General features: G+C 69.4%; 16 protein-coding genes. 10 read left to right on the forward strand and 6 right to left on the reverse strand.

Translation table 11 applies throughout. From position 1 onward, the window contains the following. Positions 1 to 6: 6 nt before the first annotated feature. The 6 genes from FHS02_RS16655 to clpB all read left to right on the forward strand — a co-directional run bounded on the left by FHS02_RS16655 (position 7) and on the right by clpB (position 10,396). Positions 7 to 999 (forward strand): DUF2804 domain-containing protein, encoded by a 993-nt coding sequence (locus FHS02_RS16655; protein WP_229422617.1) that lies wholly within the window; start codon positions 7 to 9, stop codon positions 997 to 999. A gap of 4 nt (positions 1,000 to 1,003) precedes the next feature. After that, positions 1,004 to 3,469: a bifunctional acetate--CoA ligase family protein/GNAT family N-acetyltransferase gene (locus FHS02_RS16660; protein WP_175424800.1), complete on the forward strand. Its 2,466-nt coding sequence runs from the start codon at positions 1,004 to 1,006 to the stop codon at positions 3,467 to 3,469. Positions 3,470 to 3,681: 212 nt separating this feature from the next. Beyond that, positions 3,682 to 4,395 (forward strand): hypothetical protein, encoded by a 714-nt coding sequence (locus FHS02_RS16665; protein WP_137313810.1) that lies wholly within the window; start codon positions 3,682 to 3,684, stop codon positions 4,393 to 4,395. 107 nt (positions 4,396 to 4,502) lie between these two features. After that, the gene (locus FHS02_RS16670; protein ID WP_137313809.1) at positions 4,503 to 7,193 is read left to right on the forward strand and encodes a DUF349 domain-containing protein; all 2,691 of its coding nucleotides are present in this window, start codon (positions 4,503 to 4,505) and stop codon (positions 7,191 to 7,193) included. Next, positions 7,190 to 7,669, forward strand: coding sequence for a molybdopterin synthase catalytic subunit MoaE (gene moaE / locus FHS02_RS16675; protein WP_137313808.1), 480 nt, complete (start codon positions 7,190 to 7,192; stop codon positions 7,667 to 7,669). The genes FHS02_RS16670 and moaE overlap by 4 nt, the downstream gene beginning before the upstream one ends. A gap of 102 nt (positions 7,670 to 7,771) precedes the next feature. Next, a complete protein-coding gene (clpB, locus tag FHS02_RS16680) occupies positions 7,772 to 10,396 on the forward strand; it encodes an ATP-dependent chaperone ClpB (RefSeq protein WP_137313807.1) in 2,625 nt (874 codons plus the stop codon). On the opposite strand, the gene FHS02_RS16685 is transcribed toward clpB, so the two are convergent. The 3 genes from FHS02_RS16685 to FHS02_RS16695 form a co-directional block, all read right to left on the reverse strand. After that, positions 10,386 to 13,184, reverse strand: coding sequence for an ATP-binding protein (locus tag FHS02_RS16685; RefSeq protein ID WP_175424799.1), 2,799 nt, complete (start codon positions 13,182 to 13,184; stop codon positions 10,386 to 10,388). The genes clpB and FHS02_RS16685 overlap by 11 nt on opposite strands. A 234-nt stretch (positions 13,185 to 13,418) precedes the next feature. Then, complete coding sequence (locus tag FHS02_RS16690) at positions 13,419 to 13,778, reverse strand: hypothetical protein (RefSeq protein WP_137313805.1); 360 nt, start codon at positions 13,776 to 13,778, stop codon at positions 13,419 to 13,421. A 25-nt stretch (positions 13,779 to 13,803) separates the two neighbouring features. Then, a complete protein-coding gene (locus FHS02_RS16695) occupies positions 13,804 to 14,940 on the reverse strand; it encodes an aldehyde dehydrogenase family protein (RefSeq protein ID WP_137313804.1) in 1,137 nt (378 codons plus the stop codon). A gap of 132 nt (positions 14,941 to 15,072) precedes the next feature. Here FHS02_RS16695 and FHS02_RS16700 point away from each other — a divergent pair, with 132 nt between their 5' ends. Next, on the forward strand, positions 15,073 to 17,949 hold the full coding sequence (locus FHS02_RS16700; RefSeq protein WP_137313803.1) for an ATP-binding protein: 2,877 nt from the start codon (positions 15,073 to 15,075) through the stop codon (positions 17,947 to 17,949). Here the strand turns inward: FHS02_RS16700 and FHS02_RS16705 are convergent. Beyond that, positions 17,912 to 19,507, reverse strand: a complete 1,596-nt coding sequence (locus tag FHS02_RS16705; RefSeq protein ID WP_229422616.1) for a GH39 family glycosyl hydrolase — start codon at positions 19,505 to 19,507, stop codon at positions 17,912 to 17,914. The two genes, FHS02_RS16700 and FHS02_RS16705, sit on opposite strands and share 38 nt — an antisense overlap. Positions 19,508 to 19,659: 152 nt before the next feature. Next, the gene (locus FHS02_RS16710) at positions 19,660 to 20,817 is read right to left on the reverse strand and encodes a helix-turn-helix domain-containing protein (protein ID WP_175424798.1); all 1,158 of its coding nucleotides are present in this window, start codon (positions 20,815 to 20,817) and stop codon (positions 19,660 to 19,662) included. Positions 20,818 to 21,113: 296 nt separating this feature from the next. On the opposite strand from FHS02_RS16710, the gene FHS02_RS16715 reads away from it, so the two are divergent. Further along, entirely contained in the window at positions 21,114 to 22,994 is a 1,881-nt protein-coding gene (locus FHS02_RS16715; RefSeq protein WP_371861466.1) for a methyl-accepting chemotaxis protein, read from the forward strand. Here the strand turns inward: FHS02_RS16715 and FHS02_RS16720 are convergent. Next, positions 22,981 to 23,772, reverse strand: coding sequence for an AraC family transcriptional regulator (locus tag FHS02_RS16720; RefSeq protein ID WP_137313801.1), 792 nt, complete (start codon positions 23,770 to 23,772; stop codon positions 22,981 to 22,983). The two genes, FHS02_RS16715 and FHS02_RS16720, sit on opposite strands and share 14 nt — an antisense overlap. A gap of 82 nt (positions 23,773 to 23,854) precedes the next feature. Between FHS02_RS16720 and FHS02_RS16725 the strand changes: the two genes are divergently transcribed. Next, positions 23,855 to 25,114 (forward strand): MFS transporter, encoded by a 1,260-nt coding sequence (locus FHS02_RS16725; RefSeq protein WP_137313800.1) that lies wholly within the window; start codon positions 23,855 to 23,857, stop codon positions 25,112 to 25,114. A gap of 44 nt (positions 25,115 to 25,158) precedes the next feature. Then, on the forward strand, positions 25,159 to 25,689 hold the full coding sequence (gene rraA / locus FHS02_RS16730; protein WP_260115652.1) for a ribonuclease E activity regulator RraA: 531 nt from the start codon (positions 25,159 to 25,161) through the stop codon (positions 25,687 to 25,689). Positions 25,690 to 25,758: the final 69 nt, after the last annotated feature.

Genomic DNA, 25,758 nt, shown 5'->3' on the forward strand with positions numbered 1-25,758 from the left:
CGGCGCATGAACGCGGTCCACGCCATGCTGCCGCCGGCACCGGAACGCATCGTCGGCGCCGATGGCCGGCCCGTGCTGGGCCGCCACGCCGGCATCCTGCGCGGCTGCGACTGGGAGCGGCTGGCGCCGCCGCTTGCCCGCAGCGCGCTGTGGCGCCGGCTGCATCACAAGCGCTGGCATTACGTGGCGCTAGCCAGCGAAGGCATGTTCTGCGCCGTCGCCATCGTCGACCTGGGCTGGATGACCACCTGTTTCGCGTACGCCTTCGAACGCGGCGACGGCGACATGCTGGCCAATTTCTCGCAGGACGGCTTGCCGGGCCGCCTGTCGGCCACCCTGGCCGCCGATGCGCGCGGCACCAGCACGTTCGCGCGCCGCGGCGTGTCCATCGACCTGGGGCCGTCCGGGCTGTCGCTGCGCAGCCCGTGGCTGGAAATCGACGCCAGCTTCGGCACGGCGCCCGCGCCGGCGCTGGTAGCCGCCGCCCTGGTCGACGGCGGCGCCGTGCATGCCACCCAGAAGACCGGCGGCCTGCCGCTGGAAGGCGAAGTGCGCACGTGGCGCGGCGAGTTTGCGCTGCACGGCGGCACCGCCAGCATCGATTATTCGAATGGCTTGCTGGCGCGGCAGACGGCCTGGCGCTGGGCCTCCGCCCATGGCGGCGGCATCGGGTTCAACCTGCAGGCCGGCTATTTCGGCGCCAATGAGAACGCATTGTGGCTGGATGGCGGCCTGTTCCCGCTGGGCCCGGCCCGCTTCATCCACGCCGCCGCCGATCCCATGGAGCCATGGCGCGTGTTCACCGAGGACGACTGCCTCGACCTGGTGTTCACGCCGGTCGCGGCACGCCACGAAAACCGCAACCTGCGCATCGCCGCCAGCCGCTACGTACAGCCGCTCGGCACGTTTTCCGGCTGGGTGCGCAGCACGCCCGATGCGCCGCAGCGGATGGTGAGCCACCTGGCCGGCGTCACCGAACAGCACTTCGCGCGCTGGTGAACCCGTGAGCACCCGCCACCTGGACCGCCTGTTCGAACCGCGCTCGGTGGCGGTCATCGGCGCGTCGCGCAAGCCCGGGCGGATCGGCACCACGGTGCTCGACAACATGGCCGGCAGCGGCTTTGCCGGTGCGCTGTGGCCCGTCAATCCAAAGTACGACACGCTGCTCGGCATTCCCTGCTACGCCAGGGTGGCGGCGCTGCCGGCCGCGCCGGACCTGGCCGTGATCTGCACGCCGCCGGAAACGGTGCCGGGCCTGGTGGCCGAACTGGGGGCGCGCGGCACCCGCGCGGCAGTCGTGCTGACGGCGCTGCCGCCGCCACTGCGCGCGGCGATGCTGAAGGCGGCGCGGCCGCACCTGCTGCGCATCCTCGGCCCCGGCGGTATCGGCCTGATCGGCCCGGCGGCGGGCGTCAACGCCAGCGTCGCGCATACCGGGGCGCGGCCGGGCCGTACCGCGTTCGTGTCGCAGTCCGGCATGCTGATGACGGCCGTGCTGGACTGGGCGCAGCAGCACCAGATCGGGTTTTCGCGCGTGGTCTCGGTGGGCGAGGGCGGCGATGTCGACGTGGCCGACCTGCTCGACTGGCTGGCCGGCGATGCCGACACGCAGGCGATCGTGCTGCACATCGAAAGCGTGAGCGCGGCACGCAACGGCGCACGAAAATTCATGTCCGCCGCCCGTATCGCCGCGCGCGGCAAACCGGTGGTGGTACTGAAGTCGGGCCGCGGCGCGGAGCATCACGACCGGGTGGTGGATGCGGCGATCCGGCGCGCCGGCATGCTGCGCGTGTATTCGTCTGCCGACCTGTTCGACGCGGTGCAGACGGTGGCGCGCGCCCGGCCGCTTTCGGGCGAACGGCTGGCCGTCGTCAGCAACGCGGCCAGCCTGGGCTTGCTGGCCACCGATGCGCTGGCATGGACCGGCGGCCAGCTGGCGCCGCTGTCGCCAGGCACGCTGCGCGCGCTGAAAGCCGTGGTGGTGGACGGCGTGGCGGCCGCCAACCCGCTCGACATCGGCACCCGCGCCGACACGGCCAGCCACGTGGTGGCCGTGCGCGCGCTGCTCGACGAGCCGCAGGCCGACGCGCTGCTGCTGGTGCACGTGCCGACGCCGGCGGCCGGCAGCAGCGACGTGGCCCGCGCGCTGGTGCCGCTGGTGCGCGCGGCCCGGCAGACCGTGCTGTCGTGCTGGCTGGGCGGCGACGAGGCGGCCGACGCCAGGGCCGTGTTTGCCGATGCCGGGCTGGCCACCTACGACACGCCGGAAAAGGCGGTGCGGGCGTTCCGGCAGATCGTTCAGTACCGCCGCAACCAGGCCTTGCTGATCGAAGTACCGGCCGGGGTGCCGGCCGCCGGCGAGCCGGAACGGTCGGCGGCACGGGCCATCGTCGCCGCCGCGCGGCAGGCCGGCCGGTCCGCGCTGGACGATGGCGAATGCGCCAGCGTGCTGGCGGCATATGGGGTGCAACCGGGCGTGCAATCGGGGGTGCAATCGGGGGTGCAATCGGATGGGGCGCGTGGACCGTCCGTAGGCGAAGCGGGCCTCGGCGACACGCCGCTGCTGCGCATCGCGGTGCACACTGACCCCGTGTTCGGCCCCGCGCTGGAGTTCGGGCTGGGTGGCGCCGCCGGGCGCGTGGCGCGCGACCGCGCCGCCGGCCTGCCGCCGCTGAACATGGTGCTGGCGCGCGACATCGTGGCGCGCACCCGCGCCGGCGCCGCGCTGGCCGGGGCGGACGCCGTCTGCCGCGCGCTGGTGCAGGTGGCGGACCTGGTGACCGACCTGGCCGAGGTGGCCGAACTGGAGCTCGATCCGGTTCGCCTGGTCGAGGCCGCGCCGGCCGATGGCGCACCGCCGGGCTGGGTGCTGGCAGCGCCGGCCGCCCGTATCGTGCTCGGCCCGCCACGGCCCGAAGCGGCGCTGGCGATCCGGCCGTACCCGCAGGCGCTGGCCGAAACAATCGACTGGCACGGTGCGCCACTGGTGCTGCGGCCGATCCGCCCGGAGGATGCGCCGGCCCACCTGCGGTTTTTCGCCGCGCTGGATCCGGAAGACGTACGGCTGCGCTTCTTTTCGGCGTTGCGGGAGTTGCCGCCGGCCCAGCTGGCACGGCTGACGCAGATCGACTACGACCGTGCGATGGCCTTCATCGCCACCCGGCCGGGCCCGGACGGTGCCGCCGAGACGCTGGGCGTGGTGCGGGCGGTCGCCGATCCGGACGAGCGGCGTGCCGAGTTCGCGATCGCCGTGCGCTCCGACCTGAAGGGCAAGGGCCTCGGCGTAATTCTTTTCGGCAAGCTGGTCGATTACTTCCGCAGCCGTGGCACCGGCAGCCTGGCCGGCGACGCCCTGTCGGAAAACGTTGGAGTACAGAAACTGGTACGCCGTTTCGGCGGCACGGTGCAGCCGGGGAGCGAGCCCGGCACCGTGCTGCTGACCGTCCCATTGCATGGGAAGTCATCTTAGTCCGCTCGGAAACTCCGCAGCCAACCTTGCGCTGCGTCAAAGTGTCCATGTCGCTCTTATTTACACTTTGATCTCCGCGATCTGTCGCGCTTTGGCATCACCGTGACATGCGGGAGACGCCGTGACACACTTTTGCAGCACTGCCGTGCACATAATGTCGTAAAGCGCCGTGACAAAGAACGCTGTGACAATAACTATTACAGGGAGACAGCATGTTAACCGCCACTTATACGCTGGTCGCATTGTCCGTCGAACAGGCCAATGTTCGCCTCAGCGTGCTTTCATTCCAGAAATATGTGCAATCGACGCTGACCCGCCAGCAGAGCCTGACGCTGGCCCAGCTTGAATACGCATGCGAAACGCTGGAGCGGCTGTACCAGGCCTGCAGCTGGCGCAAGGTGGAGCTGTACCTGATCCCGGCATTGCGCCAGGCAACCCAGCGTGCCGACCAGTTGCTCGACGAACTGTCGCGCCTGAACGGCCTCGCGCTCGACGTGGTACGGCGCCTGAAGGATGGTGCGGGCCGGGCGGCGCCGCACGGCGTGCTGGCGGGCCGGGAAGATCACGCCGCATCCGGCGAGGAGCCCCAGTTCGGGCACGTTTCAGCGTTCTGCGAGGCGATCGACAGTTTCTGCACGACCCTGCTGCAGCGGCTGGAAAAGGAAGAGAAGGAATTGTTCGCCATTGCCCGCAGCGCGATCTGCGGCGACGCGTGGTTCGCCATCGCCAACAAGCTGCTGGCGCACGATGCCCAGGTGGCCGAGGCGCGCCGCAGCGGTGCCGACGATCCCGCCGCGATCTCGCTGGCGCCCCGGCTGGCGCCGCCGGCGGCGCCGGTGGATTCGATCGACGTGCGCATGCCGGCCGTTCAGCTGGCACAGGCGGCGCGCGCCCGCGCGCTGCCGCGCGCCGCCGGCGCCGACTGAACGGCAAGGCGCCCTTGCAGGTTCCTGCCGGTTCCGGCCGCAGGATGCGACGCCGCGAAAACCGGTGCTGCGCTATGATGGCGGTTTTGATCCATCCATAGCACATCATGTTTGAATTCCTCTTCAAGCGGCCCGGCGAAAAGGGCACCGATACGCAGGCCGCGCAGGGGCAACAGGCGGAGGCCGGGCGCGGCGACAAAGGCGGCGACCAGCGCGGTGATCAGCGCGGTGATCAGCGCGGTAAACAGGGTAGCGGTTCCGCTGCCCCGGGCGGAGCCGACGGCAAGGAAGCACGCCGTGCCGAACAGGCCGCGCGCGCCAGGTCGCTGGCGGGCGACGAAGCCGCCGCGGTCGCACTGATACTGCAGAGCGAATTCGCCGATGTGCGCCTGGCCGCCGCCGAGCATGTCGTGTCGCAGCCGGCGCTCGAACAGGTGCAGGCCGCCGTGCGCAACACCGACCGCCGCGTGGCCAAGCTGATGCAGGGCCGGCTCGATGCGATCCGCCACCGGCAGATGGAGCAGCGCCAGGCCGAGGCCAGCATCGCCCAGGCGCAGCGGCTGCTGCAGGAAGAAAAGCTGACGCCGAACCAGGTCGCCGACCTGGATCGCCTGTGGAAAGTGATCGACGCCCCGCCGCAACTGGCTGCCGAGTTCGACCGACTGCGCGCCGCGCTCAGCGCGCGCCTGGAAGCCCAGGTCGACCTGCAGCGCGCCACGATCGACGCGCTGGCGGCGCTGCGCAAGCTGGCCGCCGCGCCAGGTAATGGCGATGAACCCCTGCAGGAACTGGAACGGCTGTCCGCCGAGCATGCCGCACGGCTCGCCGCACCCGAGCATGGCACGTTGCCGCGCCACCTGTTGACGGACGTGGACGCGGCGCTCGAAGCGGCACGCGCCGCGCTGGTCCGCCCGGTCGCCGCCGCTGAACCGCCCCCGGCGGCGGTGGTCCCCGCGCCGGCAAGTGCGGTGTCCAGCGCGCAAGCGTCCGGGTCTGCGCCTGACGGCGAGCAGGGCCGTATGCAGGCTGGCGACGAGGCCGGCAGTGTCGAGGCCGGCAGTGTCGATGCCGGCGGTGCCGAGCCTGGAGCGGCGGGCGAGCCGGGCGACGGCGAGAACGCCACGCCGGCGCAGCCGGCAGCCGCGCCGCCCCGTCCGCCGAAGGAAAAGAAGATCACCCCGGCCGACCGCGAAGCGAACGAGCGCTTCATGGCGCTGGTCGAGGCGATGGATGCGGCGCTGGCGCAGGGCCAGCTGCACACCGCCGCCGAGCTCGACAAGACGTTGAAGGACAGCAAGACGGGCCGGCTGACGGCCCAGCAATCGGAGCGCCTGGCGCACGTGCGTGCCGAGTACAAGCGGCTGTCGGCCTGGGCCCGCTGGGGCGGCAATGTGTCGCGCGAAGAACTGGTGCACGCCGTCGAGGAATTGCCCGCGCAAAACCTGCCGATGAGCGAGCTGGCCAGGAAGGTCAGCGCGATGCGCGAGCGGTGGAAGGCGCTGGACAGCGTTTCCGGCGCGGCACCGAAGAGCCTGTGGGAAAAATTCGATGCCGCCTGCACCGCCGCCTACGCGCCGGCCGCCGCGCATTTCCGGCACCTGGCCGACGAGCGACATGCCAACGCCGCCAAGGCGCAGGCGATGGTCGACGAGGTCAACGCGCTGGTCGCCGATTCGCCGGCTGCGCGCGAGGACTGGCGCGGCCTGGCTTCCGCGTCGCAGCGCCTGCGGCAGGCCTGGAGCCGGCTGGGCACGATCGACCGCAAGGACAAGAAACGCCTCGATACCGCGTTCGGCAAGGCGATGGAAACATTGATGGCGCCGCTCGAGGAGCAGCGTGCGATCGAGGTGGCGCGCCGCGAACAGCTGATCGAGGAAGTCTACAAGCTCGATCCGGCCGACCGGCATACGGTGGATACGCTGCGCGGCCTGCAGGAAGCGTGGCAGGGCCATGCCAAGGCGCTGCCGCTGGAGCGCCGGCAGGAGCAGGCGCTGTGGCAGAAATTCCGCGCCGCCTGCGACACGATCTTTGCGAAGCGCAAGGAATCGGCCCACGCTGCCGACCATGGGCGCAAGGCGCACCTGCATGCGCGCGAAGCGATCTGCGCGCAGCTGGAGGAGTTTACGGCCGAAGGCGACGACAAGGCCCGGCAGGCCGCGATCGGCAAGGCCCTGCGCGAGGCCGCCAGCGCGTGGCATGCGAGCGGCCCGGTGCCGCGCGCGGCCGAGGCCCGCATCGAGGGCCGCTACCGCGCCGCCGTGGCGAAACTGCAGGGCGAAGCGGACACGCTGCGCAAGCGTGCCGGCACGGCGCAGGCCAATGCGCTGCGCGACAAGCTGCGGCTGGTGCAGGCACTGGAAAACGCCGTGGCGGCGCCCGGCCCGGTCGAGGCGGAGGGCTGGCAGGGCCGCTGGGCCGCACTGCCGCCACTGCCCGCCGACCATGAGCGCACGCTGCATGGCCGCTTCAACGCCGCCTTGCAGGCCGCCGCGGCCGATGCCGCCGCGCGCGGCGCGTATGCCGGCACGCTGGAAGCAAACCGTTCCCGGCTGCTGGCCGAAGTGCTGCGGCAGGAAATCGTCGCCGGCATCGACAGCGGCGCCGAGTTCGCGCGCGACCGGCTCAGGATGCAGGTCGAAGTGCTGCAGGATTCGCTGAAGTCCGGCCACAAGGGCGGCAATGCCGGTTCGCAGGCTGCCCAGTTCCTGCAGCTGTGCGCGTTGCCGGCTCTGCTGGACGACCGCACGGCCAGCCGCATCGAGGCGCTGTTCCGCCGCGTCGGCGGGGAGGGGCGATGAGCTTGCCGGCACGCGAGGGCAAGGCGTCGCGGGTGCGGGTCCAGCAGGAGGATTTCGATCTCTCCGGCGAAGTCGCGCGGCTGCGCGCGGGCAATCCGAAAGTGGGCGCCGTCGTCACGTTCGTCGGCACCGTACGCGACCTGAACGAAGGCTCCCATGTGGCCGCGATGGAGCTCGAGCATTATCCGGGCATGACCGAACAGTCGATCGACCGTATCATCGACGAGGCGTGCACGCGCTGGCCGATCCATGATGCGCTGGTCATCCACCGGGTCGGTCCATTGCTGCCGCGCGACCAGATCGTGCTGGTCGCGGTCACTTGCGCCCATCGCGGCGATGCGTTCGCCGCCTGCGAGTTCATCATCGACTACCTGAAGACCGAAGCGCCGTTCTGGAAAAAGGAAGAAACGCCGGCAGGAGCACGCTGGGTCGATGCGCGGGTCAGCGACGACGAGGCGCTGGACAAGTGGAAGTAGTAATCCGGGCTGCAGCCGGAACCCAACCATTTAGCAGGGCGTCTTGAAATAGCGATTGCGCAGCCGCACCTTATCGGAAGATAAAATTTGGAGCGAAGCGCCATGCGTCAAGACAAACTTACTACAAAACTTCAGGAAGCACTCGCCGACGCCCAGAGCCTGGCCGTCGGTAACGACAACCCCTATATCGAGCCCGTGCACCTGCTGACGGCCCTGCTGAACCAGGACGACAGCAGCACGCGCTCGCTGCTGCAGCGTGCCGGCGTCAACGTCGGCGGCCTGGCCGCCGCCCTGAAGGGCGCGATCGAGCGGGCGCCGAAGGTCTCCGGCACCGGCGGCAACGTGCAGGTCAGCCGCGAATTCGTCAACATGCTGAACCTGGCCGACCGGGAAGCGCAGAAGCGCGGCGACCAGTTCGTGTCCAGCGAGATGGTGCTGCTGGCGCTGGCGGACGACAAGTCCGACGCCGGCCGGCTGGCCCGCGAAAACGGCCTGTCGCGCAAATCGCTGGAGGCGGCGATCGACGCCGTGCGCGGCGGCGGCAAGGTCGATTCGCAGGAAGCGGAAGGCCAGCGCGAGGCGCTGAAAAAATACACGATGGACCTGACCGAGCGGGCCCGCCAGGGCAAGCTCGATCCGGTGATCGGCCGCGACGACGAGATCCGCCGCGCGATCCAGGTGCTGCAGCGCCGCACCAAGAACAACCCGGTGCTGATCGGCGAACCGGGTGTCGGCAAGACGGCCATCGTCGAAGGCCTGGCCCAGCGCATCGTCAACAACGAAGTGCCCGATTCACTGCGCGGCAAGCGCGTGCTGTCGCTGGACATGGCGGCGCTGCTGGCCGGCGCCAAGTACCGCGGCGAATTCGAGGAACGGCTGAAATCGGTGCTGAATGAACTGGCCAAGGACGAAGGCCAGACCATCGTGTTCATCGACGAGCTGCACACGATGGTCGGCGCCGGCAAGGCCGAGGGCGCGATGGATGCGGGCAACATGCTGAAACCCGCGCTGGCGCGCGGCGAGCTGCATTGCGTGGGTGCCACCACGCTCGACGAGTACCGCAAGTACATCGAGAAGGATGCCGCACTGGAGCGGCGCTTCCAGAAGATCCTCGTCGACGAGCCGACCGTGGAAGCGACGATCGCGATCCTGCGCGGCCTGCAGGACAAGTACGAGCTGCACCACAAGGTGGAAATCACCGACCCGGCGATCATCGCCGCGGCCGAGCTGTCGCACCGCTACATCACCGACCGCTTCCTGCCCGACAAGGCGATCGACCTGATCGACGAAGCCGCGTCGAAGATCAAGATCGAGATCGATTCCAAGCCGGAGGTGATGGACAAGCTGGAACGCCGGCTGATCCAGCTGAAGATCGAGAAGGAAGCCGTCAAGCGCGAGAAGGACGAAGGGTCGCGCAAGCGCCTCGACCTGATCGACGAGGAGATCGCCAAGCTGCAGCGCGAGTACAACGACTACGAGGAAGTGCTGAAGGCCGAGAAGGCCAATGTACAGGGCACCACGCACATCAAGGAAGAGATCGAGCGCATCCGCCAGGAGATGGAGGAAGCTACACGCGCGTCGAACTGGGCACGCGTGTCGGAACTGCAGTATGGCCGGCTGCCCGAGCTGGAGGCGCAGCTGAAGCAGGCGGAGTCTGGCAACGGCGACAGCGGTGCCGGCAACGCGGGCAATGACAAGCCGAAACTGCTGCGCACGCAGGTGGGTGCCGAGGAAATCGCCGAAGTGGTGTCGCGCGCGACCGGCATTCCCGTGTCGCGCATGATGCAGGGCGAGCGCGACAAGCTGCTGCACATCGAGGAAAAACTGCACGAGCGCGTGGTCGGACAGGACGAGGCGATCAACGCCGTGGCCGACGCGATCCGCCGCTCGCGCGCCGGCCTGGCCGATCCGAACCGCCCGTATGGCTCGTTCATGTTCCTGGGCCCGACGGGGGTGGGCAAGACGGAACTGTCGAAGGCACTGGCCGCCTTCCTGTTCGATACCGAGGAATCGATGATCCGCATCGACATGAGCGAGTTCATGGAGAAGCATTCGGTGGCCCGGCTGATCGGCGCGCCGCCGGGCTACGTGGGCTACGACGAGGGCGGCTACCTGACCGAGGCGGTGCGCCGCAAGCCGTACAGCGTGATCCTGCTCGATGAAGTGGAGAAGGCGCACCACGACGTGTTCAACGTGCTGCTTCAGGTCCTCGACGACGGCCGCATGACGGATGGCCAGGGCCGCACCGTGGACTTCAAGAACACGGTGATCATCATGACGTCGAACCTGGGGTCGCAGAAGATCCAGTCAATGGACGACTCGGATCCGGCGGTGGTGAAGCTGGCCGTGATGGCCGAGGTGCGCGGCCACTTCCGGCCCGAGTTCATCAACCGGATCGACGAGATCGTGGTGTTCCACGGCCTGGACGAGAAGAACATCGGTGCGATTGCCAAGATCCAGCTGCAGATCCTGGAAGATCGCCTGAAACGCATGGAGATGGGCCTGCAGATCAGCGACGCGGCGCTGCAGAAGATCGCCGAAGCGGGCTACGACCCGGTGTATGGCGCGCGGCCGCTGAAGCGGGCGATCCAGCAGCAGATCGAGAATCCGCTGTCGAAGCTGATCCTGGAAGGGCGCTTCGGGCCGAAGGACACCATCCGCATCGATGCGCGCGACGGCGCGCTGGTGTTCGGCGCCGAAGGCAAGGTCGATATCGTCAAGCAGTAAGCGGCAGTACCGCAGGGGTTGCCGCCTGCGCCGGCGCTGCGTCCATCGACGCGGCGCCGGTTTTTTTTCGCCTGCGCCACTGGGCCAGCAGCCGGGTGGCGGCCAGCAGGTCGGCCGTGTGCCGGCCTGCGCCGAAGCGGGCCATCACGAGTTCCAGCAGCGCCTCGGCGCCGGATGCCGCGCCGCGGCCATGCCACAGCCGCGCCAGGCTGGTGGCGGCACGCAGTTCCCAGGCCAGCGCGCCCTGGTTGCGGGCCAGCAGCAGCGCCGCACGGAACAGCCGCTCGGCCGCATCGCGGGCGGCCGGGCCGCCGCCGGCCAGCAGGCGCTCGCCCTGCAGGCGGCGCAGTTCGGCGGCGCACCAGCGCGCATCGCCCTGGTCGGCGCGCAGCAGCAGGCCTTCGTCCAGGTAGCGCGGGTTCAGCGTGGCCAGCGTTTCGCGGTGCGGTCCGGTGGCGGGGGCGCGCGCCAGCCAGCCGCCGGGCGCATCCTCGACGATGCCGTGCCGGTACTGGCGTGCCAGCGATTCCCAGTGCGGGAAGCGGCGCGCGGCATCCTCCAGTTCCACCAGCGCGGCGCGCGCGGCCAGCCGGTCGCCGCACCACCACGCCACCGGGAACATCGCGAACGCGAGCACCTGGCAAAGCGGCGCATCGGCACCCAGCGTGCGGGCGCGCAGCACGCCGTTGCGGGCCACCCGCAGCGCCTCGTCCGGATGGCCAAGCAACCAGCGGGAGCGCGCCAGCACGGCGCTCGCGGCAACGTTTTCATCGGTGTGCAAGGCAGTGCGGCGCCGCGTGCACACGGCCGGCACGGTGCCGTTCTGCACGGCGCGCGCCAGCGGCGCAGCGAGGGCCTGCTCGCCCGACAGGTGCAGCGCCAGGGCGGCGAAACGGTCATGCACCAGTTGCGCGGTGCGCGAACCGGCGTGGCGGATGCCGTCCTGGAACCGGTGCGCCAATGCGACGGCGGCCGGATAGTCGCCCGCCAGCACGTGTTCCAGTACCAGGCCGGAGAACGCGTCGGCCAGACGGCCGGTGTCGCCCGCGGCTTCCGCCAGCGCGAAGCCGCGAGCGTAGGCGGCGCGGCCGGCGCCGGTGCCTTCCAGGTACACGCTGACCGTGCCCAGGGCGGTGTGCAGGGCCGGCTGCAGGGTTGGCTTTGATTCCAGCTGTGATGTGGGCTGCAGCTCCGGCTGCAACTCAGGCCCCGATCCGCCCGTGCCGCGCCCGGTCGCTGTCGCGAGCCATCCGCGCAGCTCTTCCAGTTCGCCTGCTTCCCACCACATCGGTATCGAAGCGGCCAGCAGCGCCGCCGCGGCCTGCGCGTCGCCATGGGGGCCGAAGCCCCATGCCAGGGCCGACCGCACGTCGGCCAGATGGCGCGGATCGCCTTCCGGGCCGGCGGCCAGCGCCGTGCAATCGGCGGCGAAACGGGCAAACGCCGCATCCTGCGGAGGCAGCAGCGACAGGGCATACGTGCGCACGCTGTCGTACAGCAGGAATGCCGGCGTGCCGTCCGCGCAGTGATGGGCAAGCAGCGATTTCGCGGCCAGCGTGGCAAGTGCGTCTTCCACGGCGTGATCGGCGATCGCCGCGCAGGTCGCGACGCGGACCGCGCGCGCCAGCGTAAACGGCCCCGCGAACACCGCCACGCGGGACAGTACCGAGCGCTCGGCCGGCGCCAGCGTCTCGATGCTCCATTCCAGCGACGCGCGCAGCGAGCGGTGGCGCGGCGGCGCGGTGCGGCGGCCGCCTTTCAGGATCTGCAGGCGTTCGTCGATGCGGGCCAGCAGGTCGCGCGGCGGGAACAGGTCGAGCCGGCCGGCCGCCAGGTCGATCGCCAGCGGCACGCCATCGAGGCGGCGGCACAGTTCCGCCACCGCCGGCGCATCGGCATCGGTCAGCGTGAACGCGCCGTGCAGGGCCGTGGCACGCGCGGCGAACAGCGCCACGGCGGGGTAGGCCAGGGCCGCCGCTGCCGGTATCGGCACCGTCCCGGGCGGAGGGCAGTCGAGCGGTGCCACGCGCTGGACCCGCTCGCCGGCGGCACGCAGCGCTTCGCGGCAGGTCGCCACGATGCACAGGCCGGGCACCGCGCGCAGCAGCCGTTCCGCCAGCGCGGCGGCGGCCGTGACGGCACGGTCGCAATTGTCGAGCACCAGCAGCACCGGCCGTTCGCGTACATGCGCCAGCAGCGGCGAAACGGGATCGGTGCCGGCCGGCAGTGCCATCGCCGCGGCCAGCGCCGCCTGCGGATCGGCCGTCTCGGCCAGGTCGATGCACCAGGTGCGGCACTGCGGCGCCAGCCGGCGCGCCAGCGCCTGCGCCAGCGTGCTCTTGCCGACACCGCCGGTTCCCGTCAGCGTGACCAGGCGGTGCTGCTGCGCCAGTGCCGCCAGCGATTGCGCCAGCGCACCCTCGTCCGCCCGGTGCACGTCGCCCACGGGGGCATGCCACCGCACGTCGGCCACCAGCGCGTAGCCGTGGCCGGCCACGCTGTCGATATAGCGGCGTTCGGGCGTTTCGCGCAGCGCCTTGCGCAGCGCCGCCACGTGCACACGCAGGTTCGCCTCCTCGACGATGGTATCGGGCCAGGCCCGTGCGATCAGGTCGCCCTTCGACACCGGCGTCCCGGCACGCTCGGCAAGCGCGGCGAGGATGTCGAACGCGCGCGAGCCCAGCTTCAGCGGCCGGCCATCCTCGAGCAGCACGCGCTGCGCCGGATAGAGGCGAAAGGGCCCGAACGACGCATGCTTGACCGACGACTCGGGGGCTGGGAGTGTCATGGCAACCTCGTTGTAGATACGGCCAGATGCCGTCATTGCCGGATGATAAATGCCTTTCATTACGCCCGCCTGACACCGGCAGGAAACGTTGCCAAAATTCGGCGACAGTCCCCAGGGAAATTGTTGCCAACAACCGGGGTCAGACCCCGGTTTTAGGAAACATTTCCCGAAATTGGGGTCTGACCCCGGTTGCGAAATTGGGGTCTGACCCCGGTTGCGGGAAACTTGTCGGTTTCACGATTCGGCGAAGTCTTCCACTTCGTACTGGTCGAGGAAGCGGTCGGGGCTGCTGCCGGGGGCGAAGTGCAGCGTGGCAGGAAGGCGCGTGCCGGCCAGCAGGCGCCGGACGTGGGCGCCCAGCGACTGGCGGGTGGTGCTCTTCTGCCACATCGGGTAGCGGCCCGACAGGCAGTAGCCGTCCAGGTAGCGGATTTCAAACTCGCATTCGCTGCAGTCGCGCGACGCGGCCCATGTTTTCAGCAGCCGGTCGGCGGCGATGAAGGAGCCGAGCACGGCGGTGCTGTGCTCGGCCTTGCGGATGCGGATCTGCGCGACGCCGACCTTTTCGGCGCGCGCGAACGAACGGGTGTCCATGTCCGGCTTTCGTGATGGTGACGGCTCAGTTGGCATGCGCGCCTTCGGCATGGTGGAACACGGGGCGGCGGAAGCGGCCGATCGCGTCCAGCGCGGCGGCGGGCGTGGGCCGCAGCGCGCTGCCGAAGCGGTTGACGTGGATATGGCGCGCGGCCAGTTCCAGCGCCGGCAGCACGTGCGCCGACAATGCCGCGTCGCCGGCCGCGACGTGCAGGCTGGCGCACGCCAGCGGACCGAGCGCCCAGGCGAGCGCCAGCAGCTCGCGCGCATCGGCGCAGCGCACCAGCAGCCCGGCCCGGCGCGCGGAGCAAAGATGCGGAGCGGCGAGCAGCGCCGCTGCCGGCACTTCCGCGAAGACGGCCGCCTGGCCTTCGCGCGCATCGCCGAGCAGCCGGGCGTCGCTGCCGGGCGGCAGGGCGGCGTCGGCGGGGCGGCCGGTACAGGTATCGCCGCCGTCGGCCAGCCTGTCGATGATGGCTTCGCGCAGGTCGATGAAGCCGTCGCCGTCGATCGCGACGACGACCGGGCACGCGCCCGGCTGCGCCAGCAACTGCCGGCCCAGGAATTCGGCGCGGCCGTTCAGTGCGCACGGCAGCACGAACGCCGCTTCGGTGCCGTCCAGTTCGGCCAGTGCGGGCAACAGCCGGGGCACCGGGCGCGCGCCGGCGCGGCAGATCACGCCCCGCACCGCGCGCCGGGAGAGCAGGGCGTCGTCGTCGTCGGCCAGTTCGAACAGCGTGTGGGGCAGCTGGACCGCGGCGGCGGCGGCCGCGATCAGTTCGGCCAGTTCGGTGCAACTGGGCGCCGGTGCCGCGCGCGCCAGCACGGGGCAGCCCGCCGCCAGCGCGGCCATCGCATAGATGCCGGCCAGCCCGTAGGCGCTGCCGTGCGCCCCAACCGCCGCGACAGGGCCGAGCGGAACGGTGCGCTGCCGCTCGTCCGCCGCGTCGGCGCGCAATGCGCCGGCCAGGGAGCGCAGCCAGCCGCGCAGCATGTCGTGCTGGCGCAGTGCGATGGCGGGTTCGACGCCCGCATCGGACGCGGCCTGCCGCGGCAGCCGGTGCCGCACCCCGTCCAGCGCGGCACCGATGCCGTCGAGCAGGCGGGCGCGCTGCTCGGCGCCGGCCAGCGCCAAAGGCAATGCAGCGGACATGTGCATCATGAAATCCCTCTTTCCGGTGATCGATGGCTAACGATTACGAACGAATGACGATGGCGAATGGTTAACGCCGGCGAACCGTTACGTTAGAATCTGCGGGGCCGGAAATCAATCCGGCTTTCGAGGTAAGCAAACATGGACCGACAGCAGTGGCGGCCTCCGATCGGCGAGGTGGCATTCGGCGCCTTCCGCCTGGTGCCACAGGAACGCGCGCTGTACCGGCACGGTGAGCCGGTACGGCTGAGCGGGCGCGCGTTCGACTTGCTGGTCGCACTCGTCGAGCGCGCCGGCACGGTGGTCGGCAAGGATGAACTGATCGCCTGCGTATGGCCCCGCACGGTCGTGGAAGAAGGCAACCTGCGCGTGCACATCGGCGCGCTGCGCAAGGCGCTCGGTACCGACCAGCCCTATGTGGAAAACGTGGTGGGCCGGGGCTACAGCTTCGTCGCGCCGCTGCACGCGCCGCCGGCGCAGGCGATCGTGCCGTACGGTTCACTGATACCGGCGCAGCCGCGGCTGGTGGGCCGCGCCCCGGTGCTCGAGCAGCTGGCGCGCGAGCTGGCCGGCACGCGCCTGCTGACGATCGCCGGCCCGGGCGGCATGGGCAAGACGTCGGTGGCGCAGGCGCTCGTCGCGCGGGCCGCCCCGCAGTTCGGCCGCCACGTGTATGTCGCGGACCTGGCGCCGCTGGCCGAGCCGGCACTGCTGCCGGGCGTGGTGGCGCGGGCGTTCGGCCTGGCCGCGCCGCAGTCGGCCGAAGCGCTGGCCGACGCATTGGCTGACGCATTGGTCAATTCCTTGCCGCATACCTTGCCGCATACCTTACATCGCCGCCGCGTGCTGCTCGTGCTGGACGGCTGCGAGCACCTGATCGATGCCGCGCGCCAGCTGGCCGGCGCATTGCTGGGCCGGCTGCCGGCGCTGCACATCCTCGCCACCAGCCGGGAACCGCTGCGGGCCGACGGCGAACACGTATTCCGGCTGCCGCCGCTGGCGGTGCCGGTCCCCGCCGAAGCGGCCGATCTTGCGGCGCTGGCCACGTGTCCATCGGTGCAGCTGTTCGTCGAGCGCGCCAGTGCCGATGGCGGCTTCACGCTCGATGCGGACAACGCGGCCGCCGTGGCCGAGATCTGCCGCCGCCTGGATGGCATACCGCTGGCCCTCGAACTGGCGGCCGGCCGCGCCGCGTTCTTCGGCGTGCACGAGCTGGCACGCCGGCTGTCGGACCGCTTCGCCGTGCTGACGCGGGGCCGCCGCACGGCACTGCCGCGCCACCAGACCCTGCGCGCGGCGCTCGACTGGAGCCATGCGCTGCTGGCCCCCGCCGAGCAGGCCGTGCTGCGGCGGCTCGCCATCTTCCGCGGCACCTTCACACTCGAGGGCGCGGCGGCGCTGGCCGGCTGCGGCGGCATCGGCGCGCAGGCGGTTGCCGGCCACGCGGCGCAGCTGGTGGCGAAATCGATGCTCACCGCCGATACCGACGGGCGTTACCGCCTGCTCGACACGACCCGCGCCTACGCGCTCGAGCAACTGCGCGCCGCTGGCGAGGAACACGCCGTCGCGGAGCGCCACCTGCGTTACTGCTGCACGCTGCTGGCGCGCGCCGAGCACGATGTGGATGCGCTGGACGCGGTCCTGCGGGAGGTGCGGCTGGACGACGTGCGCGCCGCGCTCGACTGGGCCTTCGGTCCCGGCGGCGCGCCGCTGCTGGGCGCCAGGCTGGCCGCCGTGTCGGCGCCGCTGTGGTACCGCCACTCGATGATGGAGGATTACCGCGCCCGTCTGGGCCCGGCGCTGGCCTGCGCGGCCGCCGCGGGTTCGGCCGGCGCACCACTGGCGGCCGCGCTGTACCTGGCGCTCGGCCATACCTTGCTGCACGCGGGCGACATGGCGGCACCGCGCGCCGACGCGTTCGGCCGGGCACTGGCGCTGGCCGAGCGGCTGGGCGACCATGGCACCGCGGTGCGCGCGCTGTGGGGCTGTTATGCCGATGCGCTGCTGCAGGGCGATTATGGACGGGCGCTCGGCCTGGCCTGGCGTTTCGGCCCGCTGGCCCGCGCCAGCGGCATGGACGGCGACGGCCGCGTCCAGCAAAGGCTGCTGGCCCGCGCCCGGCACTACCTGGGCGACCAGCACGCGGCCCGCGCGCATGCGGAGGCGGTCGTGCATCCGGCCCGCCGCGCGCCCGGCGCCGCCGGCTTCCAGTTCGACCAGCGCGTTTCTTCGCTGGCGATCCACGGCCGGGTGCTGTGGCTGCAAGGCTTGCCGGAGCAGGCCGTGCAGGCGGCGCGCGAGGGCGTCGACGAAGCGCTGCGGCTCGACCACTCGGTGTCGCTGTGCTTCGCGCTGGTGCTGGCGATCCCGGTGGCACTGTGGAGCGGCGACCTGCCGATGGCGCGGCACTGCATCGCCCTGATGGCCGAGCGCGCGGCGCGCGACCGGCTGGCACACTGGTCGTTCTGGGCCCGCGCATTCCAGGCCGCGCTGCAGCGTCATGACGCGGCGGGCACCAAAGGCATCGGTCTGGAACCGGCCGATGCGCTGCTGCGCCATCCGTCCTGCACCGGCCTGCACCTGGACATGCTGCCCACCTTGCACGTCGACCTGATGACGCCGGCGTCGCTGGCCCGCGCGGTCGACGGCCGGGCCGGCTGGGCCGCCCCGGAGCTGTTGCGCTGCTGGGGGGAACAGCTGGTGCGCGTGGGCGCTACCGGGCAGGCGGGGCGCGTGTTCCGGCTGGCGCTGGCGCTGGCGCACCGGCAGGGCGCGCTGGCCTGGGAACTGCGGGCCGCTACCAGCCTGGCCCGGCTGCTGGCATGCAGGCACCGCGACGGTGGCGGCCTGCCCAGGGGGGCGCACGAAAGTGAGCACGGCGGCGAGGACGGTAGCGAAATCGGTAGCGAAAACGGCGTCGCCGCCGTGCTGGCGCCGCTGCTGGCACGCTACCGCGAAGGCCATGCATCGCGCGATGTGCTTACCGCGCAGGCTTGCCTGGAGCACTGCTCAGCTTGAGCAGGTACACGTCGTTTTCTCGCAGCGGCAGCGCCAGGCTGACCTTGCCGTCGGCGCCGACCCGCACCGTGCGCCGCTCGGATGGCGCGCCGGTAGCCTGCGCCTTCAGTTCGTCGACCTGCCGGCGCGTCAGCTGTGCCGGCGAACCCATGCCGATCCAGGCGGTGAAGGCATCGTTCCTGCGGTAGCCGGCCTGCGAGATCGCCAGCGTGTAGGCGCCCGGCTTCACGCCGCGCAGCGTTACCTGCACCTCGCCCTTTGCCTGCGGCGGCAGGTCCTTGATGAAGTACTGCTGGTTGTTGATGCCCTCGGGCAGCGTGTACGTATAGTCCCACAGCAGCACGCCGACATCGCCGTTGCCGTCGACGGTGGCAATCGACTTCGCATCGCCGTTGCGCAGCTCCTGCGTGCCGAGCTGGTTCAGGAACTGGTAGGCGAAGTAGCCGGGCTTCTTGATGCCCTGCGTGTTCATTAGCCCGAAGCCGCCGTGGAACGCTTCGAAACGGGGGCCGGCCTCCTCGAAGATGTCGGTGAAGACCCAATACGACATCGACTGCGCGGCGGAGCCTGTCTGCTTCAGTTTCTGCAGGATATAGGCGGCCTGGTGGTAGCTGTCATGTGTCGGGTCGGACGGCGTGTACGACGAACTCCATTCGGTGTAGTGCAGCGGCAGGGCCGGCAGCGCGGAAGCGGCGATCTCGCGGCGGTTCTTCAGCACGTCGCCGACGACCGCGTTCTCATCCTTGCTGAGCACGGTGCCGGTGGTGCCGAATTCATCGAGGAATCCCTGGTTCACGCCATACGTGTGCGTGCTGACGAAGTCGAGCGGCACCTTGTTCGCGGTGGCATGGGCGATCATCTCCGGTATCCACGCCGCGCCGGCGGTGGCCGGGCCGCCGACCCGGTAGGCCGGGCTGACGCTCTTGATGGCCCGCGCCGCGTGGTCGTACAGCCGGAAATAGTCGGCCTGCGTGCCGGCCCAGAAGCCGTCGAGATTCGGTTCGTTCCAGACCTCGAAATACCAGGTGGCCACTTCGGCTTCGCCATATCGCCCGGTCCAGTGTTCCGTCAGCTTTTTGACGAGTTCGCCCCATTTCGCATAATCGCGCGGCGGCGTGACATTGCCGCGCCACCAGAAAATGGTTTTCTCGCCGCTGGCCATCGCCGACGGCATGAAGCCCAGTTCGACGAAAGGTTTTACGCCGATACTCAGCAGATAATCGTACAGCGCATCGATATACTGGAAATTGTAATGTTCCCTGCCTTGCGCATCGATTTTATAGACGCCCATATCGTCCGACAGCAGGCCATGCATGCGGATATAGCGAAAACCGGCATCGCGTTTTATGTCGGCCAGTTGCCGTTGCCAGTCGGCGCGCAGTCCTTCATTGGCGCGGCCCGCGCCAATCACTTCGTTGAATGTTTTATCCAGCTTGCCGGCAACCTGGCCGACATGGACGTCGATATTGCGCTGCTGCGCCGATGCCGGCTGCGACAGTGACAGCAGGGCGCCCAGCAGGGCCCCGGCGATGCATTGCATGTTGAGGTGTTGTTGCATTGGATTTCCGTCTCGCTCCGCGTTGTCTGAATGGCGCAGGCAGCGGCCCGCGCACTGTCGCGCAGCATGCGGGTGCGGCGGCACGCGCCGCTAGCATTCGGGGCGCAAACGCTGGCGGAATGCGGATAGTTGAAGAAAAACGGGCGCCAGTGTCAGTCCGCGCACGCGGTCCGGAAGGCCTTTGGCGTGCAGCCGTACTCTTCCTTGAAGAGCTTGTTGAAGTACGAAACGTTCGCGTAGCCGACCGAATACGCGATCTCGGCGACGGCCAGCGCGTCGCTTTCCGACAGCAGCCGGGCCGCTTCCGTCAGCCGCAATTTATTCAGGTAGGCGGTGAAGGTGAAACCCAGTTCGGTTTTCAGGATCTCGTTCAGTTTATTGCGGTTCACGCCCGTTGCCGAAACGACCCTGTCGACATCCATGTCGGCATCGGCATAATGGGTGGCGATAAAGCGCAATACCGCCGCTTTTTCCTTGTCGCGATGCGGTTCCAGCGAAAGCTGCTGGTAGGCGACAAACGGCAAATCCTTTTGCAGCTTTTCCCGAACGTCCGTCACCAGCGCGGCCGCGTGCCGCCGGAAAAACCAGACGGCGAAACCGCCCCAGGCAGTCATCAATATGCCGGCAAGACCGTACAGGTAACGGTAATCGCGGCCATTCAATACCAGGCCGTCGATGACGACCGTGGAGGCAATATTGACGGGGCTTTGAAACGTGGTGCCGATGGCGATTTTCGGTACCCGGTCGAGTTTATACGCCTGGTGGGAAAGGTCGAGCTTGAACATGTCGAACCACCATTGCGGTGTTTCCATCCGCGACAGGTCGATGTCGACCTGCGTGCGGCCCGCGGTACACGCGAAAAACGCGACCGGCGTGCGGTAGCTCAGCAGGTTACCGCGCCTGGACACCCGGTCGTCGAACGTGGGCACGCTCAGCATCAGCGTATTGGCGGGCGCGCAGCGGGCGCCGAACGTGACCGAATCGTAGCGCGACAGGTCGACATGGACGGGCTTGCCGTCGCGGTCTTCGAACAGCAGGTCGGCCGCGGCGAACGGGTAGGCGGTGGACGGCACCAGCCGGAAACCGAACCGCAGCCGCTGCCGGTCTTCGTGGATGGCAATGGTCGTGCCGGCCAACGCGGCAGCCGGGCTGTCCAGGCTGCCGCCCGAATGCCACGGCAGCGTGTTGCCCTGGGCCGGCAGCAGCGGCGTGTGCAGGTGGCTGCGCGTGACGCAGGCGTAGGCCAGCAACAGGCTGGCGGCCAGCAGGCAGGTCAGCGCGGCCAGCGTCTTTCGATAGAAGGCTCCCATGATGTGAGCGCAATCATAGTGCCGGGCCGGCGCTGCCGCAAGCCATGCCTGCGGCTGCTGCCCAGCCATGGACACATGTCGATACTGGCTGTTTCACAAGAGTCAATAGCTTGTTGCATATAAGAATCAGCATCAAATAGTGATGTTTCCGCATGGCATATTTATGTAGCTTGCAATCTGCACTTGAGTAAGACTGCAAATACTTAACGATCGGAAATAATAAAATGCATTTCATCAAGCGATTGACCATTCAGCGGAAACTCATGCTCAGCATGGGCCTGTGTTTGCTTGCCTTCATGGCGATTTCATCCGTGATGAGCGTGGCCATGAACGGCAACCGGGCACGCGAGCGCGCGGTGACGCAGGAACTGCCGGCACAGGTCGGCGAGATTCGCAACGACGTGCTGCGCCAGATCGGCCGCACGCTGGCGGTGTCGGAAACGCTGGCCAACGACACCTATGTGCATGCGTGGGAAGACGCCGGCTTGCCGGAGGAGGGGGCGGCGGCGTGGCAGGCCCATGCGCGCCACCTGAAGGAGAAAAACGGCGCCGCCACGGTCTTCTGGATATCGAAGGACACGGGGAAATATTTCACCGATGGGGGCTACGACCGCACGCTGGCGCAGGACAAGCCGGGCGACGCCTGGTTCTACGGTTTCCTGTCCAGCGACGTACCTTACCGCCTGGATATCGACAAGGATGTCGCGTCGGGTAACTTCATGCTGTTCATTAACAACCGCGCTCGGACGGCTGGCGGCAAGCTGGCGGTCGCGGGCGTCGGGCTGGCCGTCAACGACCTGGCGAAGACGATCCGCGATTACCGGCTGGGCGAGACCGGCACCGTGTCGCTGGTGCGCCCGAGCGGCGTGCTGCTGATCGACCGCGATCCGCAACTGGCCGACGGCAAGCACCGGGTGCAGGACCAGCCGGGCTTCGATGCCGCGGTGGTCAAGGCGCTGTTCGGCGGCCAGGCGTTTGCGCATGTGGTGGTCGACAGCCCGCAAGGCCGGCTGTTCGTGGCGTCGTCCTATATCAAGGACTTGAACCTGTACCTGCTGGCGCGGGTGCCGGAGAACGAAGTGCTGGGCGACATCGCGCGCTCGGCCACGATCTCGGCGCTGATCGCGGGCCTGGTCGGCGGCGCCATCGGCCTGGCCGGCATCTGGCTGATCAGCCGCGCCATTGCCGCACCCGTGATGCGGGCCGCCACGATGCTGGGCGAGATCGCCGACGGCAATGGCGACCTGAGCCGCCGGATGCCGGTGGAATCGTCCGACGAGGTCGGCGCGCTGGCCGACGCGTTCAACCGCTTCATTTCCTCGCTGAACGGTACCATCCTGCAGGTACGTGAAAGCGCGCACCAGATCTCCACCGCCACCGGCGAGATCGCCACCGGCAACCTCGACCTGTCGAACCGTACCGAGGCGCAGGCCTCGAATCTGGAAGAAACCGCCGCGGCGATGGAAGAGCTGACGACCACCGTGCGCCAGAATGCCGACAATGCGGCCCAGGCCAACGCGCTGGTGGCGACCACCGCCGATGCGGCGCGCAAGGGCGGCGCCGTGGTGGCGCAGGTGGTCGACATGATGGGCGCCATCACCGAGAGTTCGCGGCGCATTTCGGACATCATCGGGGTCATCGACGGCATCGCATTCCAGACCAATATCCTGGCGCTCAATGCCGCGGTGGAAGCGGCGCGGGCCGGCGAACAGGGCCGCGGCTTCGCGGTCGTCGCCGCCGAGGTGCGCAACCTGGCGCAGCGCTCAGCCACCGCCGCGAAGGAAATCAAGGACCTGATCCTGGCCTCGGTCGACCAGGTCGGCGCCGGCAGCAAACTGGCCGACGGCGCCGGGCGGGCAATGGGCGACATCGTGCAGTCGGTGCAGCAGGTGGCCGACCTGGTGGCCCAGATCGCCACCGCCAGCGACGAGCAGAGCGAGGGCATCGGCCAGGTCAACGGCGCCATCGGCGAGATGGACAATGTCACGCAGCAGAACGCCGCGCTGGTGGAAGAGGCGGCGGCGGCCGCCGAATCGCTGCGCGTGCAGGCGGCGGCACTGGAACAGGTGGTGGGCACGTTCAAGCTCGATGCGGGGGCTGCCCTGCCTGCCGGCTTGCCGGCCGGGTTGCCTTCGCGCGCCAGGCCGGCGCGGCGCGCAGCCCTCAGCGCTCGCTGAAAAACGCGCTGGGCGTGGTGCCGAAGGTCTTGCGAAACATCTGCGAAAACGCCGACTGGCTGGCATAGCCCAGCTCTTCGGCGACACGTGCCAGCGGCATGCCGCCGGCGATCATCGGCGCGGCGTGGGCCAGGCGCACCTGCTGGCGCCATTGCCCGAAGCTCATGCCGAGCTCTTTCTCGAAGAGCCGTGCCAGCGTGCGCTCGGAAGCGCCGACCTGGCCGGCCCAGTCGGCCAGCGTGAGTGCGGCACCGGGCGCATCGATCAGGCGCCCGCACAGGCTTTGCAGCCGCTTGTCGCGCGGCAGCGGCACGCGGATCGGCCGTGTCTCGCAACGCGCCACTTCATCGAGCATCAATTCCGACAGCATGGTGGCGCGCGGCGACGGCGCCAGCGGCGGCAGCTGTTCCAGCGCCAGGATCAGCTCGCGCAGCAGCGCAGACACTTCCAGCACGCGGCATGCCTCGTCCGGAAACGGTGCGCGCTCGGCCAGGATGCGCACCGGCCGCAGCCGGATCGCCTGCAATACCATGACCGAGTGCTCGACACCCGGGGCGATCCAGACTGCGCGCGACGGCGGCACGATCCACGTGCTGTCGGCGGCGGTCACCCGCAGCACGCCGTCGAGCGCGTGCGTCAGCTGGCCCCAGGTGTGCCGGTGCGGCAGCATCGCATCGCGGCGATCGAGGTCGCGGGCGATCAGCGTGATCGGGCGGGCCGGCGTGGGCTCGAAGCCATCCGGGTACGGCAGCGTGTGGCGGACGATGGGAACCGACATGGCAGGATTTCGATAAAAATTGACATCCTATCTCAAAACAGACGCCGGGGTTTTTCCTACACTGGCCTTTTGAGAGGATGCAATGAACAAGGAAACGGACCACTACACGGATAAGCACGTGGGCAAGGACGTAAATAAGGCCAGCGTCCTGCGCAACGATGCCCGCGTGATCGGCCTGGTCGGCCTGGCACACGGTACTTCGCACTTCTACCACCTGATCCTGGCCGCGCTGTTCCCGTGGCTGAAGCCGGCGTTCAACCTCAGTTACGCCGAGCTGGGCCTGCTGATGACGGTATTTTTCGTCGTGTCGGGCGTCGGGCAGGCGTGCGCCGGCTTCGTGGTCGACCGCGTCGGCGCGCGCCGCGTGCTGTTCTTCGGCGTCGGCATGCTGGGCGTGTCGGCGCTGGTGCTGTCGGTGGCCGGCAGCTATGCGGCGCTGATGGCCGGCGCACTGCTGGCCGGCATCGGCAACAGCATTTTCCATCCGGCCGACTACACGCTGCTGAACCAGCGCGTGTCGCGCGAGCGGCTGGCCCACGGCTTTTCGGTACACGGCATCAGCGGCAATCTCGGCTGGGCGGCGTCGCCATTGTTCATGACCACCGTCGCGGCGCTGGCAAGCTGGCGCACCGCGCTGGCGCTGGCCGCGCTGCTGCCGTTTGCCGTGCTGGCGATCCTCGTGCTGAACCGCCATGCGCTGCGGCCGAATCCGCCGCAGCATGCCGGCGCGCAGGAAGGCGCTGAGGGGACGCTGGCATTCCTGCGGCTGCCTTCGGTGTGGATGTGCTTTGCCTTCTTCTTCCTGACCGCGGTGGCGCTGGGCGGCATCCAGGCCTTCGCCGCGATCGGGCTGGAACAGCTGTATGGCATCTCGCGCGAGCTGGCCACCAGTTCCTACACGGCCTACATGCTGGCCTCGGCCGCCGGCATGGTGGTGGGAGGCTTCGTCGGCGCCGGTTCCGGCAACCATGACCGCAATATCGCCATCGCGTTCGCCATCGCCGCCGTGCTGGCGCTGGTGCTGGGCATGGCCGTGGTGCCGGGCTGGCTGGCGCTGCCGCTGATGGCGCTGATCGGTTTCTGCTCCGGCGTGGCCGGGCCGTCGCGCGACCTGATGATCCGTGCCGCCGCGCCGAAGAATGCCACCGGCCGCGTGTACGGGGTCGTGTATTCGGGCCTGGACACCGGCCTCTCGGTGGGGCCGCTGATGTTCGGCGCGGTGATGGATGCCGGCCATCCCGGCTGGCTGTTTGCCGGCATCGCGCTGTTCCAGGCGCTGGCGATCGGCACGGCGGTGGGCGTGGGGGGCAGTACCCGCGCGGTAGCACTGAAAAACGCCTAGAATCGGAGCAGTTCAACTGCCGAGGGTTTCCGATGAGCCACGCCTTGCCCAATCACACTTCCGGCCACGCGCCGGGCATTGCCGATTTCGCCACTGCCGACCTGTGCGACGACAACGCCATGCTGCTGGAGGATGGCCGCCTGGCCGTGCTGCCGCCGGTATTGCGCCATTTCGGCAAGCGCATCCGTTTCGCCGGCCGTGTCGTGACGCTGAAGGTATTCGAAGATAACGCGCTGGTGCGCGCCATGCTGGAAACGCCGGGCGATGGGCAGGTGCTCGTCGTCGACGGCGGCGGCAGCCTGCGGCGCGCGCTGGTCGGCGGCCAGCTGGCGCTGCTGGCGCAGGACAATGGCTGGGCCGGCGTGGTCGTCGACGGCTGCGTGCGCGATACCGTTGAAATCGACAGTTGCGACATCGGCATCCGCGCACTGGCCGCGCATCCGCAGCGCAGTGCCCGCAAGGGCGCCGGCGAACGCAATGTCCGCGTGCAGATCGCCGGCGTTCCCGTCAACCCGGGCGACTGGCTGTACGCGGATGCCGACGGCATCCTGGTAGCCCAGCAGCGGCTGGCGTGAGGCAGCGCGGCCCCGCGCCGCGGTTTTTCATGCCGCAAGGCATCCGGCACGGCCTGCCGTTTTTGGCGC

The sequence above is a fragment of the Pseudoduganella umbonata genome (assembly GCF_014192225.1).
Lineage (GTDB): Bacteria > Pseudomonadota > Gammaproteobacteria > Burkholderiales > Burkholderiaceae_D > Rugamonas > Rugamonas umbonata.